Raw genomic sequence first — 16,101 nt, forward strand, 5'->3', positions numbered from 1 at the left:
TCCCGGTTCATATCCCATAGAGTAGATTAGCCGACTTGTCCGCCGGATCCGACATCCTGGGCCTTCGCCAAGTGCTCAGGGGGTACTGGCCTATTTCCGGCCTCAGTGCCGGTTTTGAGAATCGCAGTGGCCTGATTTGAAACCTGCCGCTACGTTCCCCTGGTTGTACCTGTGGCGACCATTGGAGGTATTTGGGAATGCTAAAGTTCATAGCCCTTGCAGCCATCGCGATAGCGCCGTTCCTGCTCAATGTTGGCGCGGCAAACGCCCAGGGAAAAGCGGGGCTCAGAGGAGATTCGGTTAGGTGTCCCTTAAACACCTGCGGGAAGACAGGGAAAGAACGGGCGAAGAATGTCAAAAACTGTTCCGCGGCGAACTGCCCTAAGAACGGGCCAAAATGAAGGGAATGGGCCGCCTCAGTTGGCGGCCTCTCGCGTAACGCTCTCTCCGCGCGATGTCCCTCGTTTTCTCCACACCCGCAGGTCAGCCATGACTTTTATGGTCGCCGCAAGGACCAGCGCGCAAAGCGCGGCCTTCGACATCGTCTCCATCGTCCCCTCGATCATGATGCCGTGGACCACGCTCCCGACGACGATGACAATCGCGAGGGGCATATGGACGACACGCCACGTTCGCGCTCGCAGTCCCAATCGCCGGCGAAGTGCAGCTATAATCGCGACGGCGAAGATGGCCCACATGGCGATCACACCCCAGGGGGAAAACGGCGTCGGCGATGAGAACAGAAGGGCGTCAATCATGTCGGGAGGACTGGTGATCCAGAGGCCCCCGACGTGGACCACCACAGCCACCACCAGCGCGCCTCCGATCCAGTGATGTACACGCCGTCCACGATAAGCCGACAGTCCCGGTAAGTATCCGCCAATCAGCAAGGGCTGAACGAGCACAAGACCCATTGCGACAATCCCTGCGAACCCGGCCAGGATGTAGACCGGATCGCGCCATGCGAGCAGCGGGCTCGCTGCCGCAGCGGCGATCGGCACGCAAATGGCTGCTGCAAGGGCGGCCCAGATCAGGGTCACCTTCGCCAATCTCATCCCCGTGTTCCCAACTCGGTCAGGCCGGCTGAAGGACGAAGTGCGCCTCGAGGCTGGTATCTTTGGCGCTGCGCATCACGGGACGTAGAAAGACGGTTTTGAATTCACCGCTGTCATAGGCGAGGTGACCATGCGGCTGGCCAAAGATCGGAATGATCTGCGGCATCTCGAGGCGGAACGCCCCGTTCTTGTCGGTGAGCGTGGCCCCATGACTACGCTGGTCTCCCTCCCGCCCTTCGGTCGTGTGCGCCCAGATATGGACGCGCTGCCCGGCAAGCGGGGCCCCGTCGCCTGCGCGGCGTACGGTGCCGGTCATCCAGAAGCCACCCTTGCCGATCCGATCCACGGTCGGCGCGCCCTTGAGGTAGTTGTTGGCTCCGCCCGGCATCGAAGGGGTCGGTGCGAGGCCTTCCGCGCGGGCGGGCAACAGCAGCCCGGAAACCCCGGTTGCCAGGACGGAGCCGCCGGCGGCGAGGAGGTTGCGGCGGTTGAGTACGAAGGTGTTCATGTAAATTCCTTCTCGCGACCGTGCAGTTGCTCCGCCCAGAGTACAACAACAAGCGCGAGAGGCCCAGTTGAGGGAGGCGAAGCGCGCGATGGGTCGCAATAACAGTGTTGTGAACGGGTGTGCCGGCCGCTCAACCCGCGTCGTTGACGAGGCGTACTCAGCAGCGTCCGGGGGTATTGGTCCTTCGCTCCTGGTCGCCGATGGATGCCAGGCGATCGATGGCTTGTCTGCTTCCGGGACCCTAAACGGACATTTCTGCCGATCCGAGCTTTCGTCCTTTCGTCCAAGTTCGCCGAGAGACTGGTCAGAGGAGGGGATAATGCGCGCGTTTCTGCCAGCTGTCTTCTTGCTCATTTCGCTTTGGTCTACCGCGAGTCGATTTTGCTGACGATGGCCGACGGGGATAAAGCAGACCATCACAGCCACGGCCGCCGACGTCTGCTAGGGGCAATTTGAATTTGGGACACCTTCGTTGTCCGATCTGTACATTCTCGCAATCCATACCGCTTTGCATTGCTGTTGAACCTTCGCGAAGTTCCCGTGACCCACACTAAGGGGCTTTGGGACCATAGGAGGTTCTGATGACGAAGCATCGAACGATTACCGGGTTCGTCGCTGTCGCTCTGCTCGCTGTTGCCGCAACCGCTGCCACCATGAGGTCGTCCTCGGTTTGGACCAACGGCTTTGTCGGCTCTACCGGCACAACCATGTTGAAGGGCCTCGAGGTTGACGCGAACAAGCTTCCGGCCGCGAGTTTTGACGATCGCTGGTTCGCGATGTCAACTTCGACAACTGGCACGCCTGAGCGCACGCTCGCGGATCGCTAGGTGCCGCCGCATCGGGGTGTGCTGGACGAAATTTGTAATGACCTTAGCGATTGGGTATCCGGCCGCGTGCACGACGGGATGATCAGGGAGGTACATTCACACCACACTGGCAGTCGTTCGAAATTCCAACTTTTCGAAGGAGGCAACGATGAACGTACTGAAATCTGCAATCGTCGGCGTGGTCCTGGTTTCAGCCAATACGCTGGTCCGCGCGGACGTCATCGGCGACTGGAACAACACGGCAGTGGACGTGATGAAGGCAGTCAACGTTGGCGGTAATCCGTGGACGCGCAGCATGGCCCTGGTGAATGTATCCATGTCCGACGCGGTCAACTCGGTGCAGAACCGATATTCCCGTTACGTACCAGAGCTTCCAACTGACCCGAACGCCTCGGCCGAGGCCGCGGCCGCCGCGGCTGCCCGCGAAATTCTCTTGCGCCAGTATCCTGGCCAGAAGGAGCGGATTGAAGCGGCCTTCGCAGAAACGATGAAAACCATTCCGGACAATCCCGCACGGGCTGCGGGTATTGATTTAGGTGTAAAAGTTGCGGACGCTGTTTTCACGGAACGGCAGAGCGACGCGACAAACACGCCCGACACATATCGTCCGCTCACGACGCCTGGCGTGTGGGTACCGACCACGCCGCCGCTCTTTCCTCAGTATGCGACGGCCAAGCCTTGGGGCATGGAAAGCGCGAGTCAGTTCCGCCCGGGTCCGCCCCCGGCACTCAACAGTGCGCTTTATGCGCGCGATTACAACGAAACCAAGGAAATGGGCGGAGTGAAAAGCACGAAGCGCACCGACGCGCAGTCCGACGTCGTGCGCTTCTGGACACAGGCCAACCTTGGGCCCGCATGGTTCCAGGCTGCCAGGCAGGCTTCCGCTCGTCATAACCTCTCCCCGCCAGAAAGTGCGCGAGTGTTCGCACTGATGTCGATGGCTCTCGCCAACTGCTTCATCCTCGATTGGGACGCCAAATTCCAATACAATTTTTGGCGGCCGATCACCGCGATCCGCAACGGCGACCAGGACAGTAACGATGCGACTGAACGCGACGCCGGGTGGCAGCCTCTGAACACCACGCCGATGCATCCGGAATACCCGTCGCAGGCGGGCATCAACGCGGGTGCGGCGCGAACCGTTCTGGAAGCTGTTTTCGGCAACGGGACGGAGGAATTCGTCGCGACCGACATTTCCGACGCCCGCCTTTCACGCAAATTCACCAGCTTTGCGCAACTGGCCCAGGAGCACAAAGAGGTGCGCATCTGGGGCGGTATTCATTTCCGCAATTCGCTGGACGTCGGAGATGCGATGGGTCGCAAGGTCGCTGATCATCTCGTGGCAAACTACATGAGGCCGACGAGGTAGGCCCATGCTCGGAGCCATCTCAAGGCGCCTGCTTACTGGTGGCGCGTTGTTGCTCTCCGTGTTCCTTGCCGCTGATGCGGCGGAGACCGACGACGATATGCCCGACCTTGTGGACCAGATCAAAGGGATGGCCTTGGAGGTCGCGCTCGAGTTGCAGCAGATCTGTCCCCCTGCTGCCCCCTCGGACCAGGCAGCCTTCGACCAATGCCGGCGCAGCCTATTCGGCGACTCCGCGCTGCGGCGCAACCTCGCGACGAGGCTCCTGTGGGGCCGTCGGAATCAGGACGCCGGGGCATCGCTCAATAACACCAATCTCACGCAGTTTGCGCCCGATGTGATTGCCGGCCTCTACTTGCCGCTGTTCATGTTCAGCGGCGAGTACGGCACCGAGTACGTCGAGCGCGAGCGATTGTACCTGATCCGTCTGCGTGCAGGGTTCCGCAACCTGTTGCCGCCTGGGCAGTTTCCGTATCCGTTCTGGCATCAAGAGGCGAAGTGGGGTGTTTATCAGACCGCCAATTCGGTTCTGCTCTGGGTCAATCCCAAGACCGCGAAGATCGTCATCGGGCAATTTACCGAGCGGGGTAGCGATAGCCCTGTTGTCTCCACCGAACCGATATGGCCCAAGTTTGACGGCAAATGGATGTGGATGGACAAGGAAGGAAGCATCCAGCCGCGCGTGACGCTCTTCGATGGTTTGTTCCGACATAACAATCCCCATCTGCCAAGGCTCGACTCCACCTACAGGACGCTGGCGTTGCGGATGCGCGACGCGCAATGCGACAGTTGTCACGTGCCGAACAACCCCATGCCGATGCGCCGCTTGGTGCTTATGCACACACCGGCCCACGCGGCAGGCGAGATTGAGCGGTTAATGACGGCGGTGCGCGAGGACAGGATGCCGCTGGACGATACCGGCGCCGAACAGCCGCTCGAACCTGCGCTCAAACGTGCGCTGCTCGAAAGCGGCGCAGCTTTCGAAGAGTCGGTGATGGCTGCGAAAGATTGGGAATCGGCACACCCGGATTGAAAGGCACTCGACAGATCTGGTCGTCATGGGAGGTCAAGCAGATAATCACGGCCCCAGCAATTCAAGATCGCGCTGCGTTTGAGCCCATTGGATCCATTGATGTTCAACACCCAGAACGGGCTGGCCATGGCCTATTTTTTAGCTGGCCGCAACGAGGATGCCTCATCGTGGGCGACAGCCGCTACCAGACAACAACCCAAATTTGTGGCCGGACAATACGTTCTGGCGGCATACCACGTGATGTCCGGACGGGTCGATTAAGCACGAGAGGCCTGTGCGCACGCAATGCAACTGGATCCAAACCTGCGCATTTCCGGAATCCTGGCGCGATATCGTCGACCTGACCATATCGAAAGATGGGCGCAGGCTTTCCGGATCGTTGGCATGCCGGAATGACCGTTGTTGGTACGTTTCGGAAGTGGCGGCCTTGATGCGTGATGTCTGCTGTTTGGGAAAGAGCGGACGTTAGGTTTGAGGCCACGACCGCATCCGGTTCCAGAATTAACCCGCAGCGAGCGTATCAAGCTTAATACGCGAGTTTCGTTGCCGCGTGCGAACGCAGGCCTATCATTCCGGGTAGTCGTGCGGATTTGAGAGGTGTCCAGATCACCAATCCAGCGTACCGCTCGACTAGGGGCGCCGCTGCAGGCGGCGTCCCGCTCAAATTGATCCTGCTGCACGCTTCACGGGACTGCCATGTCGACTGTCGAGCAAGTGCTAAAGTCCGCAGGTCGAGAGCGTCGCGCGATCGGCCGGACGCACATCAATCGGGGCGCGCTGTTATACTTTCATGGCGGGGCCGGTGTCCTTCCTTGTTGCGTTCGCGACGTGACGAATTCTGGAGCCGGCGTTCGTTTGGAGCAGCTAAACGTGTTGCCGGTGGAATTCGATCTGTCGTTCGATAATTTTCGGACGGTTCGGGAGTGTCGCTTGGTCTGGCGAGACGCTGACTTCGTCGGCGTCGCGTTCGGGGCCCGACCGTTGGGATCCAAAGCATGACGAAACGCGAACGCGGCGATCTAATTTATGGAGTCGTCGCGAGTGCGTTCGTATTTGTATTCATGATCATAATGATTTTCTCGCAATGATGGTTTCGCTTGTCGGAGGTTGCGCAGCGGCGCGGCGAGAGACCTGCAGAGTGATCTGGAACCAGTTCATAGGCGGCGAAATGAGGCCGAGCCGAACGGGGGCACGCTTTCTAAGCAATGGAACGATTGTTGCCGAGATTGCTTGATTCTGCACGACCGGGTGCAACGTCCCCCACGGTGTACCCGATGAACGACGGCCCCAGTCGCTGCCCGCCGCTGGGGCCGTTTTCCGCTTGTGTTAGGGACTCAGGACCCCAACACCCCTGATCAACGGCCAAGTCAGTGTCGTCGCCGATGTGGTTTGGGCTTCGGAGGGTCTGTTCCAGTAATTGCGCGATACCACGCGGCGTCTGATTGTGCGCGCGCTCTGGCAGCGGCAAGATTAGATTGTCCACGATAGAACTGACTTAGGCCTAGGTAGCAATCGGTGCGCACGGGTCCGTGAGGTATTGCTTCGCAGCTCACTTGCGCGCTCGCAACGGCGGGAGAGACCGCCAACAAGATTGCGACGACACCTACGGTCCAATATGTCATGCCGCCTCCAGGCGATTTGCTCACGCTGGCCGGTCGGACTTTCATCAAGTCGCTTGTTCTTCCGTCTGGACGGCCGTCTCAAACGGCAGCCCGGGCTTTGCGATGCCAACGCGCGCTGTGCTGCCCTTTAAGGGATTAGTTACCAGTCATTGTCAAGCTTTCCGCCATTGCAGATAGGTCGCGACGAGCGATAGCGAATTTCCGAAACGCTTTAATCCGACCGGCCCGGTTGGCGGTCTCCATAGGAGGCCCACTATGTTCAAGGGCTTCGTGATTGCAGTCTTGCTTATGCTTGGTGCATCGCAGCTAGATCAGTACTTCTGTAATGGCAGGTACACCGACGGTACTATGTCGATGCTGCGACAAATCAGGCACTCCTTTCGCAGTTGAAGGTCGCTTCGGTGGACGCCGCTGCGCGCAGGGTCCCGCGTCTGCGAAGGTTTACGCAGTCGAGCCCTATAACTACCGCTGGTTACTTCCGGCCAGCGACTGTTGCTCGCCCTTTGGTGCACGGCTTCGCGCATCATCGTATCCAGCGCGATAGCGCCCGATTACGCCGGTAGTTGGCCGCTGGTATGTCCGTTCACCGCGGTAGACCGGAAGTCGCCGTGGTCCGGTCAAACCGACGCGAATGATCCAAAGCGGACGTCAGCCGTACGCCTTGCAGCAATGACGCGAACCGTTAGTATCACGCGGAATGATCGCAATGTCCGCCCTGGGGCGTAAAGCAGACATACAACGACGTATCATGAGAAGTTGAGAGGAGACCCGTTACATGAGCATCGCCGATCCCAACAAAACGATCCTGACGGGCGAGAACCCGTTTATCCGCTTGAGCCCGAAGGACGGCGAACCGAACTCGACAGAGGCGAGCTATTGGCGGATCATTTTTTCGCCGGCTGGTCCCGGACACGTTCTCTACTTGAAGAGCGAGCTGACGGAAGGTCGCTGGCGCATTTACTCCGACAACATCGCGATGGCGCGGTGGCTGCAGTCTACTGTACAGGGCATGCTCAATGCCGAACTTTCCGACATAGCCATCCCTTGTGCGGACGCGCAATTCTCCAAAGCCGGAGATCCGCGCTACTTCTGGACTGAACATATCAAGTCGCACGGCGAAGACATCTCACTTACCTGGTTCGATATCGGCGAACCGCTGCTCATCCACTCGCAGCCGAACCAGATTCCCGACCGGCGCTACGGCGTGTGCACCGTGCTGATCCCGGCGCTCGGCACGCGTCTCGTCCGCAACGGCGTCGAGGCGCAGGGCCGATCCTGGCCGCGGGAGCGCGAGGGGCGGCCATTCTCGACGTCGGCGTTGGCATTCTCGGAAAGCTGGACGGAAGCGGTCTGAGGCGGAGCTGCCAATCAGTCTCCGCCTTCTCCGAGCCTTGCATCAGCCGGAACGTGCCGAATTGACGAGAAGGCGCTCCATACTGCCGGCTACGCACTCATGATCTCTGTACGTCCGCTCGTTGGTGTCTGCTGCTGGCACCTGGCGGACAGCGACATATTAGCGAGCCCGCTTTGCCGCCAGAAGCGGGCATTTCGGGTTGGCTTTTGACGGTGGGCTCAATTGGTCAGCGCAACACTCTAATTTTTTAGCAGAGCTGGAGTGTGGACAAGAAACAGCGACGTCGCATTTACTAGGCGGCGCCTATTGCCCGTGACGGTCAGCCACACCTGGCCTGTTCTCCCTTTCTGACCCATCGGCACACCGGCGAGTTTGGCCTCCGAGCGCCGCTTTTGATACGGCCTTGACATGCGCATAGCCAGACACCGGCCACCAAGTATGCTACTGACGGTTTAATTTCCGAGCCTTGGGGGTGCCCTTGAGCAACCAGCATTTAGAGCGGCGACTCGCGGCGATTCTGGTGGCGGATGTTGCGGGTTCTTGCCGCTTGATAGGAATCGACGAAGAAGGGACCGTAGAGCAACTCAAGGTTCTGAGAGCGGTCCTCTTTGATCCCAAAGTCACCGAGTATCGTGGACGCATCGTCAAGAACACGGGTGACGGCGCGCTTGTCGAGTTCGCTAGTGTGGTCGACGCCGTGCGATGTGCCGACGAAATTCAACGCGGTGTGGCCGAACGAAACGTTAACGTGCCACAGAACGAACGGATCGAGCTTCGCATAGGCATTCACGTCGGTGATATCATCATAGAAGAGCATGATATCTATGGTGACGCGGTCAATATTGCTGTGCGCCTCGAAGGGATTGCAGAACCGGGTGGCATCTGCATTTCCGAGGATGCCCGCCGACAGATTCGGGCCAAGGTCGGCCTCGATTACGACGATATGGGTTCTCGGACGTTGAAGAATATCGCCGAACCGATACACGTCTGGCGGGTTCGCGCAAACGGTCCAACCACTGCACTTAATGGTCAGACGGCATTCCGCGAACCACTTGCAGTGCGATCTGCTACTGGCACGGCTGAATCAGAATGGCCACCCCAGTCAATGGCCGGCGACCAAAACGCGCCGGCTCTTTCAGTGCTGACCGATCCGAGATCGCACCAGATGGTCGGGCGTGACGCCACACTCCAGTCGTTGGAACGGATAACCCAACGCATGCTGACCGGGCAGCGACAAATCGCTCTCGTCACTGGAGAGGCTGGAATCGGTAAGACGGCCTTCATCGAAATGGCCGTGGCGCAGTTAGCGCAGCACGGCGTCGATTTGTTGTACGGGCGTTGCACGGAGAGGTTTGGAACCGATGAAGTCTTCCTGCCCCTGATCGACGCTCTGGTAACCCGCTGTCGCGCGGCAGGTGGTGAAGAACTGCTGACGGCAATTCGTAACCATGCGCCAACCTGGCTGCTGCACATACCGGGCGCGGTCGATGCGGCCGAGCGTGCTGCGCTCCAAAGCGAAGTATTTGGCGCCACCCGCGAGCGCATGCTGCGCGAATTTTGCGATCTCTTGGAAGCGCTGAGTACAATTCGTCCGTGGGTCTTTGTTCTTGAGGATTTACATTGGAGCGACTTTGCAACGCTGGACATGCTGTCTCGCTTTGCGCGAGGCACTCGCAAGGCGTCGGTGCTGGTGCTGGGTTCTTATCGGCCGGCTGATAGTGCCATTGGCGGTCATCCAATCCGGCGGTTGCATCAGGATCTGGAGATCCATGGGTGTTGCACCGAGTTGCGACTAGATCGATTATCGCGCGCGGCAGTCGAGCAGTATGTTGCGCTACGATTTGGCGACAGCGCGTTCGCTCCAGCCATGGCCGGAGCCGTGTTCGAGCGAACCCAAGGGCAGCCCTTGTTCATCGCATCGCTGCTCAAGCATTACATCGATCAGCGAGCGGTCGTCGAAATGGACGGCGTCTGGCGCCTCTCATCGGAGAAGGCGATTTCTCAGGATGATGTGCCGGACGACTTGCTGAATATGATCACCTATCAGGTAACCCGCCTTACGGAAGAGGAGCGGCGGCTGCTCAACGTCGCCAGCGTGGCCGGTGTGGAGTTTTCTGCGGCGCTGGTGGCCGCGGGCTTGTTGCGCGACACCGTCGAGGTTGAACGTGACCTGGATACATTAGCCCGCAAGGACCATATGTTGGTCCGGGCGAGTGCAACCGACTGGCCGGATGGCACGTATTCGGGATCATATGCCTTCCGTCATATTCTCTATCAAAATGTCATTTATCAGCATCTTGCAACGGGAGAGCGCGTGCAATTGCACAGGCGCTTGGGCAATCGATTGGAAAAGGCGTTTGATCACCGCACCTCGGAAATCGCATCGGTGCTCGCGCTCCATTTTGAGCAAGGCCGCGATTTTGCAAGCGCCTTGCGCTATCTCGCACAAGCGGCGGAAAGTTCCGCCAAGCGCCTGGGCCACTCGGAAGCGGCCAGCTATCTGACGCGCGGTCTAAGTATTCTTGATCGCTCCGATGCGGCCGACCGGTTCCGGGCGCGCATTTCCGTATTGCGACAGCGTAGCCTGGCCCTTCGCTCAAGTGGCAATCTCGCCGGCTCCGTAAGTGATCTCAACGAAATGATTGCCTGCGCACGACAAGCCGGCGAGCTTCGGCAGGAGGTTGCCGGGCTGCTCGCGCTTAGTCGGTACTGCTTGCATGCCGATCGGAAAGCCTGCCTCAAGGCAGCTGAAGATGTGCTGGCCAGAAGCCAACACCTCGAGGATGACGCCTTCAAGGCTATGGTCCAAGGCAGCAGCGCCAGCATCAACCTGTATCTCAAGGGATGGCAGGACAAGGATGCCGCTCTTTGCACGAAAGCGATGGAGTTAAGCGAAGGAGCGCAAGACCACGGCACGCTGCTCCGTCGTTACGGGATCGAGGGCATTCTCGACTGTTGGAGGTCGCGGTACCAGGAATGTCGTCGCTCCGCCGCGCATGGCAAACGATTGGCAAGCGAGGCCGGAGATGTGTACGTCTTCGTCATTTTCAACATCCTGGATTCGACCGCGCTCATCCATCTGGGTAAGTGGCGGGAACTGCAGCTCGAAACCACGACGGCCATGGAGTTGGCGACGAAAAACGCAAACGCGCCGGCCAGTGCGTTGTGCCGTTTGACTCTGGCATGGATGCACGCCGAGGCGATGGATTTTGATGGAGCCCGGGCGCTCTGCGAAGGCGTCGACGACAGGATCCTCAACAGAAATCAATTCGCCTACTTTATTCATCGAGCGGTCTTGGCGAAGGCCTTCGTAGGACTGGGCGACCTGGGACAAGCAAGCAAACAATTCGACGATGTCCAGCACCGCCTCGAGGAGGATGGCGTCCCGCTGGACTTCACGATATTCACCCAACTCTATTATTGCCTGGGTGAATATTGTCTGCGGATTGCCGAATTGAATAAGGCGCGTAGTTGGGCCATCCAGCTTCGCGACTACGCCGCTCCGGCGCCCGATCGCAATCATCTGGCGCTCGCCCATGGTCTGTTGGCCCGGATTGCGTTTGCGGCAGGCGACTGGGAGGAGGCACGGGATCACTTGTCCCGCGCCTTGCCGATTGTCGACGATGCCGATTTTCCTCTCGCCGCCTGGAGAGTTTATAGCGCCGCTACCGAAATCTACATGAGTATGGGAGAAACCGAGGAGGCGATTAAATACCAGAACCGCTTTTCGACGGTTCTGCGCACTCTCGCGAAAAATTTTGATGCCGACGATTACCTGCACAAGTGTTTGTTGACGGCTGTGGCGACGTATACGGCTCGATGGGGTCTTGCCGTCTAACGCCTGTTTGCCCTGCGGTTCTTAACCTGCTCGCTGCCACGCGGAAGTTAATGCTGCCGCAGCAATCTTTTGGTGCCTTCGTTCTGCGCGCGACGGATGCGACAAATCAACCCGACGGGCAACTCAGTTCTTATTTTCAGAAATCATGTCAAGTCTAAAAGTTCTGAAAAACAAAAATATTCCACTTCCCTTCGACCCCAAATCACCAGCACATTCTCACCCATCCCGTCCCACTCAGAGGGGCGTTGGCCATCGTCACAACGAGGGGCGGGTCGCGGTGGACGCCTGGTTCACGTCTGACGACGGCGTGGATTAAGCGTACGGCAAAACCGTGTGGTCCTGGCGCCCGTTGCAGGCGTCAAGCTGTCGGAGAAGCGCAAGCGGAAACGGCAGTGACGGAGTCAACCAAGAACTCGTCTCCGGGGAGATCACGGCATAAGCCGTAAAGCCATTGCGCAGGGAATGTCGGATGTTCTCCGCTGCCCTGTATGCTCGTGTGCAGCCTACTTAGCACTAACCGCACACGGGACCGCGGGTGCAGCGCGCATCCGGCATTCCCTGCGCCCTCTGATTTTCGAGGGTGAAGAATTTTCCATAACTCGGGCGCATCGCGTCGCGAGAATGCGAAACTATTTCCACGTCGTCCCGGCGAAGGCCGGGACCCATAACCACAGGAAGAAGTTTTGCGAATGGTCTCTGCTACCGAGCTTCATAGAGAGATCACGCGGTATGGGTCCCGGCCTGCGCCGGGACGACGGCGCTCTTTAAAATTCGAATCCGTTGCAACGCACCGGCTGCACCGACCCCGCTAAACCGGCTCGTAGCTCTCCGTCGCGCAGGTGTCTTCCGCCTCGACGTGGCGGCGATCGAAAATCGTGCCGTTGGAAATCGTGATACGATAGGTTTGCGTGCCGAGCGGCTTGCCGTTCACCGAGGTCAGATCGGCCTTGACGCAGGCGGTCCAGCCCGTTCCGCGCAGCTCGGGGCGTGGCGTCGAGACCTGCACCCCCCTCGGATTGGACGCCGCCAGGAACACCGAATCCAGTTTTTCGCTGAGCAGACGCTTGACGTCCGGCGGTGCCTCGAGCGACGGCGGTTCGGGTGCTTTGGCGCGCATGAATTCCGGCACCGGCGAGCGGACGTCGGCAAAGCCGCAGCCTGCCAGCACAAGCGCAACGCCCGCGATCAACGCAATGTGAACAATGACCCGCCCCATCGCCGGCTTTCTACCCCGGGACGGCGAAAATTGCGCCCCCCGGCGGCGATCAAATTGTGCGGCCGATCGGGCCATGCCGATCAACATTTGCTGAACAGCGCATCCGGACAGGCTATCATGGCCCGGATACCGATCCCGGGATTGCCATCATCCCGACGGAACGTAGCCGAACAGGATGGCGAAGAAAGCAGGGGCGATGAAGACCATTACGATTGCGGCATTCATTCTGGCGTTGCTTGCGATGCCGGCGCACGCCCAGGGCCGGCGACAGCAAGGGGGTGGTGAGGAAACGAGAGCGAAGCAGGACACCAAGCCGAAGGTGGACGAGAAAGCCTACAAGGCTGCGCTCGATCGAATTCCCGAACCGAAGGAAAAATACGATCCCTGGGGCGTCGCGCGCCCGGCGGAACCCGCCAGGAAATCCAAGTAATCCAAGAAATCCAAGTAATCCAAGTAAACCAAATTGATTACATCAATCGCGTTGGCTTTATGCCTGCGACAAATTCGTCGTTGAACTGAGTCTGTGTCCCACCTCACACTGCCTGACTTGCTTGAACCTTTACCACCAAGACCTTGACCAATTTGCAGCCTGCATTGCCGGAGGTGGCCCCATGTTTCGTCACGCGCTTTTCCATCTGGTGTTTCCGGCGGCGCTGCTGCTGGGCGCGCATTCCGCCTCCGCCGAAAGCCGTCTCGCGCTGGTGATCGGTCAATCGGCCTATAAAGCCGTTCCGGCGCTGCCCAATCCGATCAACGACGCCAAGGCGGTCAGCCAGATGCTGATCGATTCCGGCTTCGAGGTTTCGACCGCTTCCGATCTGTCGCAGAGCCAGATTCGCGATCAGCTCTCGGAGTTCGCCGGCAAGGTCGCGTCCAAGGGCGGCGATTCGATCGCGCTGGTGTATTACGCCGGACATGGCGTGCAGATCGACGGCGAGAATTTTCTGGTGCCGGTCGACATCGATCCGAAGCGGGAATCCGACATTCCGATCCAGGCGATTCGGCTGAACGACGTCTTGAACACGCTGACCTCGGCGCCGAGCAAGATGCGTATCCTGCTGCTCGATGCCTGCCGTAACAATCCGTTCCCCAGCATAGCCAAGAGTGCGGGCGGCGGGCTCGCGATCATCGACGCCAAGATCGGCGCGCCGAATACGTTCCTGTCGTTCTCGACCTCACCCGGTGCGGTGGCCGAGGACGGCACGGGCAGCAACAGTCCCTACACCACCGCGCTGATCGCCGCGGCCAAGGAAACCAACATTCCGATCGAGGAAACCTTCAAGCGCACGCGCGTGTCGGTCAACAAGGCGACCGACGGTCGGCAGACGCCGTGGGACAGCTCCTCGCTGACCGAGGATTTCAGATTTTCCGGCACCCCAGTGGCCGGCCCGAAGCTGGCCGCGACCAAGAAAACCGTCGAGGAGTGGACGCGCGAATTGAAGGGCAAGCCGGTCGAGGCCGCGAATGAAATCATCGTCGCCGATGGCACCGATGAATCCTACGAGGCGTTTGCCAATCTGTACGCGCAGACTCCGCTCGGTGCGCTGGCCCGCGACTGGCTCAATCGGCACAAGCGCATGGTGGCGTGGAACAATGCGGTGATCGCAAACACCGCGGCGGGCTATCGCGCCTTCCTGACAAGATTCCCGGACAGCGATTTGACGCCGACCGCGCGCACGATGGAAGAACGCCTGCGCAACCGTCCCGAGATCATCCCGGCGGTGGCGGTGAGCGGTGGCGCTACGCCGCAGAACGTCGCGCTGACCTGTCCCTGCACCCCGCCGGCGTCAGCGCCGCAGCTGAAGAAGAACAATACGCCGATCAAGCGCGTCGATCCGGATCCGCCCAAGCGCGTCGAGCGTGCGCCGCCGAAGCGGGGGCGCGGGCCCGACTACTATGATGATGAAGTGGTCTATCGCCGCCCGCCGCCGCGCGAGGTGTATGAGCCCGTCGGGCCGCCCGTCGGCGTAGGCATCGGGATTGGCATCGGTGGCGGCGGCTATGGCGGCGGCGGTCATCAGGGCGGCCGGGGTAGATACTGAAGCGGCAATCACGTAATCGATCTTGCAGGGGAGCGCCGCGCGTGCGGCGCTTCTCCTTGCGGAGATAGCATGCGAAGCCTGATCGGCCTGTTCGCCTCGCCCTCGTTGTCGCGCTGCTGGTGCTCGCGGCGTGGCGCTGGCACCGCCGCCGTCGTGCGAAACGTTATCGTGCTCTGTTTGAGAATCCCATGTAGCGCAGCGTAATTGCGGATGTTCGATTGAGCACAAGCGGTGCTTGCGCATGCATTCGGATTTCGATTACGACATTGCCCCGGGAAACGTGCTGGCACGGTTTTCCGGCATTGGTGCCGGCTTTCGCTGTCATGCGCCAAGGGAGAGCATCATGAAGACGACTGTTTCGATCCTGTTTGCGGCGGCGTTTACGCTGTCATCCGTTCCGGCGCATGCCGTCGTGCTCGATCTGTCGACCATGACCTGCAAGCAGTTCGTCGATGGTGGTGATGACACCATCAAGATGGTGCTGACCTGGATGGACGGCTGGTACAAGGGCGACTCCGACGAGGCGATCATCGACACCGACGTGTTCGTCGAGAACGCCAAGAAGTTCGGCACCTATTGCGGAAAGAATCCGACAATGAGCATCGTCAATGCCGCTGAATCGGTCCTCGGCAAGTAACGCCTGAATAACTACAGCATCGCGAACGCGCTCGAGACCATCGCCACCGGCTTGTTGTCGGTGGCGCTGGAGAGCGTGACGCGGCCGAAGCTCATGGTGCGCCCGAGGCGAACAACGCGCGCATCGGCCAGCACGTCGGAGGCGGTGACCGCGCGCATGAAATGCGTGGTCTGATCGACCGTCGTCATCGGGCGATAGCCGCGATTGGCGGCGACGTTGGCAATCACCATCGCGGTGTCGGCAAACGCCATCAGCGCCTGGCCGGAGACAACGCCGCCATTGCGGCACAGCCGTTCCGAGAACGGCATGCGCAGGATCGCACCGGGCTGCCAGTCGGCCGATCCACCCGGCGGCGGGGTGAAGTCGAAACCCTCGATCGACAGATTGAGGTCAAGCACCCACGGTGCAAACACCTCGTCCAGCACCCGCTTTGCTTCCGTGATGCCGAATGCCGCGGTCTGTTGCTGTTGCATGAATGGTTGTTCCTCGGACGATATTTATCCGCCCATTGTAAGGGGCATTCGGCCGAAATGACCATGGCAAGCCCGGTCGGCATTCCCAAACGTCCGCCTGCATTGGCTTGAAAATGCCAGACTTGAGGGG

At 59.8% G+C, this 16,101-nt stretch carries 13 protein-coding genes; 9 read left to right on the forward strand and 4 right to left on the reverse strand.

Annotated elements, in window-relative coordinates; translation table 11 throughout:
- Positions 1-416: 416 nt before the first annotated feature.
- Together JQ611_RS22265 and JQ611_RS22270 are read right to left on the reverse strand one after the other, a co-directional pair.
- Positions 417-1,055, reverse strand: coding sequence for a ferric reductase-like transmembrane domain-containing protein (locus JQ611_RS22265; protein WP_212466606.1), 639 nt, complete (start codon positions 1,053-1,055; stop codon positions 417-419).
- A gap of 19 nt (positions 1,056-1,074) precedes the next feature.
- Positions 1,075-1,563, reverse strand: a complete 489-nt coding sequence (locus JQ611_RS22270) for a Twin-arginine translocation pathway signal (protein WP_212466607.1) — start codon at positions 1,561-1,563, stop codon at positions 1,075-1,077.
- Positions 1,564-2,144: 581 nt separating this feature from the next.
- On the opposite strand from JQ611_RS22270, the gene JQ611_RS22275 reads away from it, so the two are divergent.
- From JQ611_RS22275 to JQ611_RS22300, 6 genes are all read left to right on the forward strand, one after another.
- Positions 2,145-2,390 (forward strand): hypothetical protein, encoded by a 246-nt coding sequence (locus JQ611_RS22275; RefSeq protein WP_212466608.1) that lies wholly within the window; start codon positions 2,145-2,147, stop codon positions 2,388-2,390.
- A gap of 148 nt (positions 2,391-2,538) precedes the next feature.
- Entirely contained in the window at positions 2,539-3,759 is a 1,221-nt protein-coding gene (locus JQ611_RS22280) for a vanadium-dependent haloperoxidase (RefSeq protein WP_212466609.1), read from the forward strand.
- A gap of 4 nt (positions 3,760-3,763) precedes the next feature.
- The gene (locus JQ611_RS22285) at positions 3,764-4,789 is read left to right on the forward strand and encodes a hypothetical protein (protein ID WP_212466610.1); all 1,026 of its coding nucleotides are present in this window, start codon (positions 3,764-3,766) and stop codon (positions 4,787-4,789) included.
- Between the two features lie 99 nt (positions 4,790-4,888).
- Complete coding sequence (locus JQ611_RS22290; protein WP_212466611.1) at positions 4,889-5,050, forward strand: hypothetical protein; 162 nt, start codon at positions 4,889-4,891, stop codon at positions 5,048-5,050.
- 2,136 nt (positions 5,051-7,186) lie between these two features.
- Positions 7,187-7,765, forward strand: coding sequence for a hypothetical protein (locus JQ611_RS22295; RefSeq protein WP_212264351.1), 579 nt, complete (start codon positions 7,187-7,189; stop codon positions 7,763-7,765).
- Positions 7,766-8,243: 478 nt separating this feature from the next.
- The gene (locus JQ611_RS22300) at positions 8,244-11,603 is read left to right on the forward strand and encodes an AAA family ATPase (RefSeq protein WP_249133361.1); all 3,360 of its coding nucleotides are present in this window, start codon (positions 8,244-8,246) and stop codon (positions 11,601-11,603) included.
- 808 nt (positions 11,604-12,411) lie between these two features.
- Here JQ611_RS22300 and JQ611_RS22305 read toward each other — a convergent pair.
- A complete protein-coding gene (locus JQ611_RS22305; protein WP_212466613.1) occupies positions 12,412-12,819 on the reverse strand; it encodes a hypothetical protein in 408 nt (135 codons plus the stop codon).
- Between the two features lie 196 nt (positions 12,820-13,015).
- On the opposite strand from JQ611_RS22305, the gene JQ611_RS22310 reads away from it, so the two are divergent.
- The 3 genes from JQ611_RS22310 to JQ611_RS22320 all read left to right on the forward strand — a co-directional run bounded on the left by JQ611_RS22310 (position 13,016) and on the right by JQ611_RS22320 (position 15,498).
- Positions 13,016-13,249, forward strand: a complete 234-nt coding sequence (locus JQ611_RS22310; protein WP_212413719.1) for a hypothetical protein — start codon at positions 13,016-13,018, stop codon at positions 13,247-13,249.
- 181 nt (positions 13,250-13,430) lie between these two features.
- Complete coding sequence (locus tag JQ611_RS22315; RefSeq protein ID WP_212466614.1) at positions 13,431-14,861, forward strand: caspase family protein; 1,431 nt, start codon at positions 13,431-13,433, stop codon at positions 14,859-14,861.
- 343 nt (positions 14,862-15,204) lie between these two features.
- On the forward strand, positions 15,205-15,498 hold the full coding sequence (locus JQ611_RS22320; RefSeq protein ID WP_212387134.1) for an HdeA/HdeB family chaperone: 294 nt from the start codon (positions 15,205-15,207) through the stop codon (positions 15,496-15,498).
- A gap of 11 nt (positions 15,499-15,509) precedes the next feature.
- On the opposite strand, the gene JQ611_RS22325 is transcribed toward JQ611_RS22320, so the two are convergent.
- Positions 15,510-15,971 carry a PaaI family thioesterase gene (locus JQ611_RS22325; RefSeq protein WP_212413652.1) on the reverse strand — a complete coding sequence of 154 codons (462 nt, stop codon included), beginning with the start codon at positions 15,969-15,971 and terminating at the stop codon, positions 15,510-15,512.
- Positions 15,972-16,101 lie beyond the last annotated feature (130 nt).

Origin of the sequence: Bradyrhizobium sp. AUGA SZCCT0182 (assembly GCF_018130185.1) — a bacterium.
Taxonomy (GTDB): domain Bacteria; phylum Pseudomonadota; class Alphaproteobacteria; order Rhizobiales; family Xanthobacteraceae; genus Bradyrhizobium.

Coding starts and splice junctions, on each gene's coding strand:
- JQ611_RS22265 (WP_212466606.1), bottom strand. CDS start 1,055: ATGAGATTGGCGAAGGTGACCCTGATCTGGGCCGCCCTTGCAGCAGCC.
- JQ611_RS22270 (WP_212466607.1), bottom strand. CDS start 1,563: ATGAACACCTTCGTACTCAACCGCCGCAACCTCCTCGCCGCCGGCGGC.
- JQ611_RS22275 (WP_212466608.1), top strand. CDS start 2,145: ATGACGAAGCATCGAACGATTACCGGGTTCGTCGCTGTCGCTCTGCTC.
- JQ611_RS22280 (WP_212466609.1), top strand. CDS start 2,539: ATGAACGTACTGAAATCTGCAATCGTCGGCGTGGTCCTGGTTTCAGCC.
- JQ611_RS22285 (WP_212466610.1), top strand. CDS start 3,764: ATGCTCGGAGCCATCTCAAGGCGCCTGCTTACTGGTGGCGCGTTGTTG.
- JQ611_RS22290 (WP_212466611.1), top strand. CDS start 4,889: ATGTTCAACACCCAGAACGGGCTGGCCATGGCCTATTTTTTAGCTGGC.
- JQ611_RS22295 (WP_212264351.1), top strand. CDS start 7,187: ATGAGCATCGCCGATCCCAACAAAACGATCCTGACGGGCGAGAACCCG.
- JQ611_RS22305 (WP_212466613.1), bottom strand. CDS start 12,819: ATGGGGCGGGTCATTGTTCACATTGCGTTGATCGCGGGCGTTGCGCTT.
- JQ611_RS22310 (WP_212413719.1), top strand. CDS start 13,016: ATGAAGACCATTACGATTGCGGCATTCATTCTGGCGTTGCTTGCGATG.
- JQ611_RS22315 (WP_212466614.1), top strand. CDS start 13,431: ATGTTTCGTCACGCGCTTTTCCATCTGGTGTTTCCGGCGGCGCTGCTG.
- JQ611_RS22320 (WP_212387134.1), top strand. CDS start 15,205: ATGAAGACGACTGTTTCGATCCTGTTTGCGGCGGCGTTTACGCTGTCA.
- JQ611_RS22325 (WP_212413652.1), bottom strand. CDS start 15,971: ATGCAACAGCAACAGACCGCGGCATTCGGCATCACGGAAGCAAAGCGG.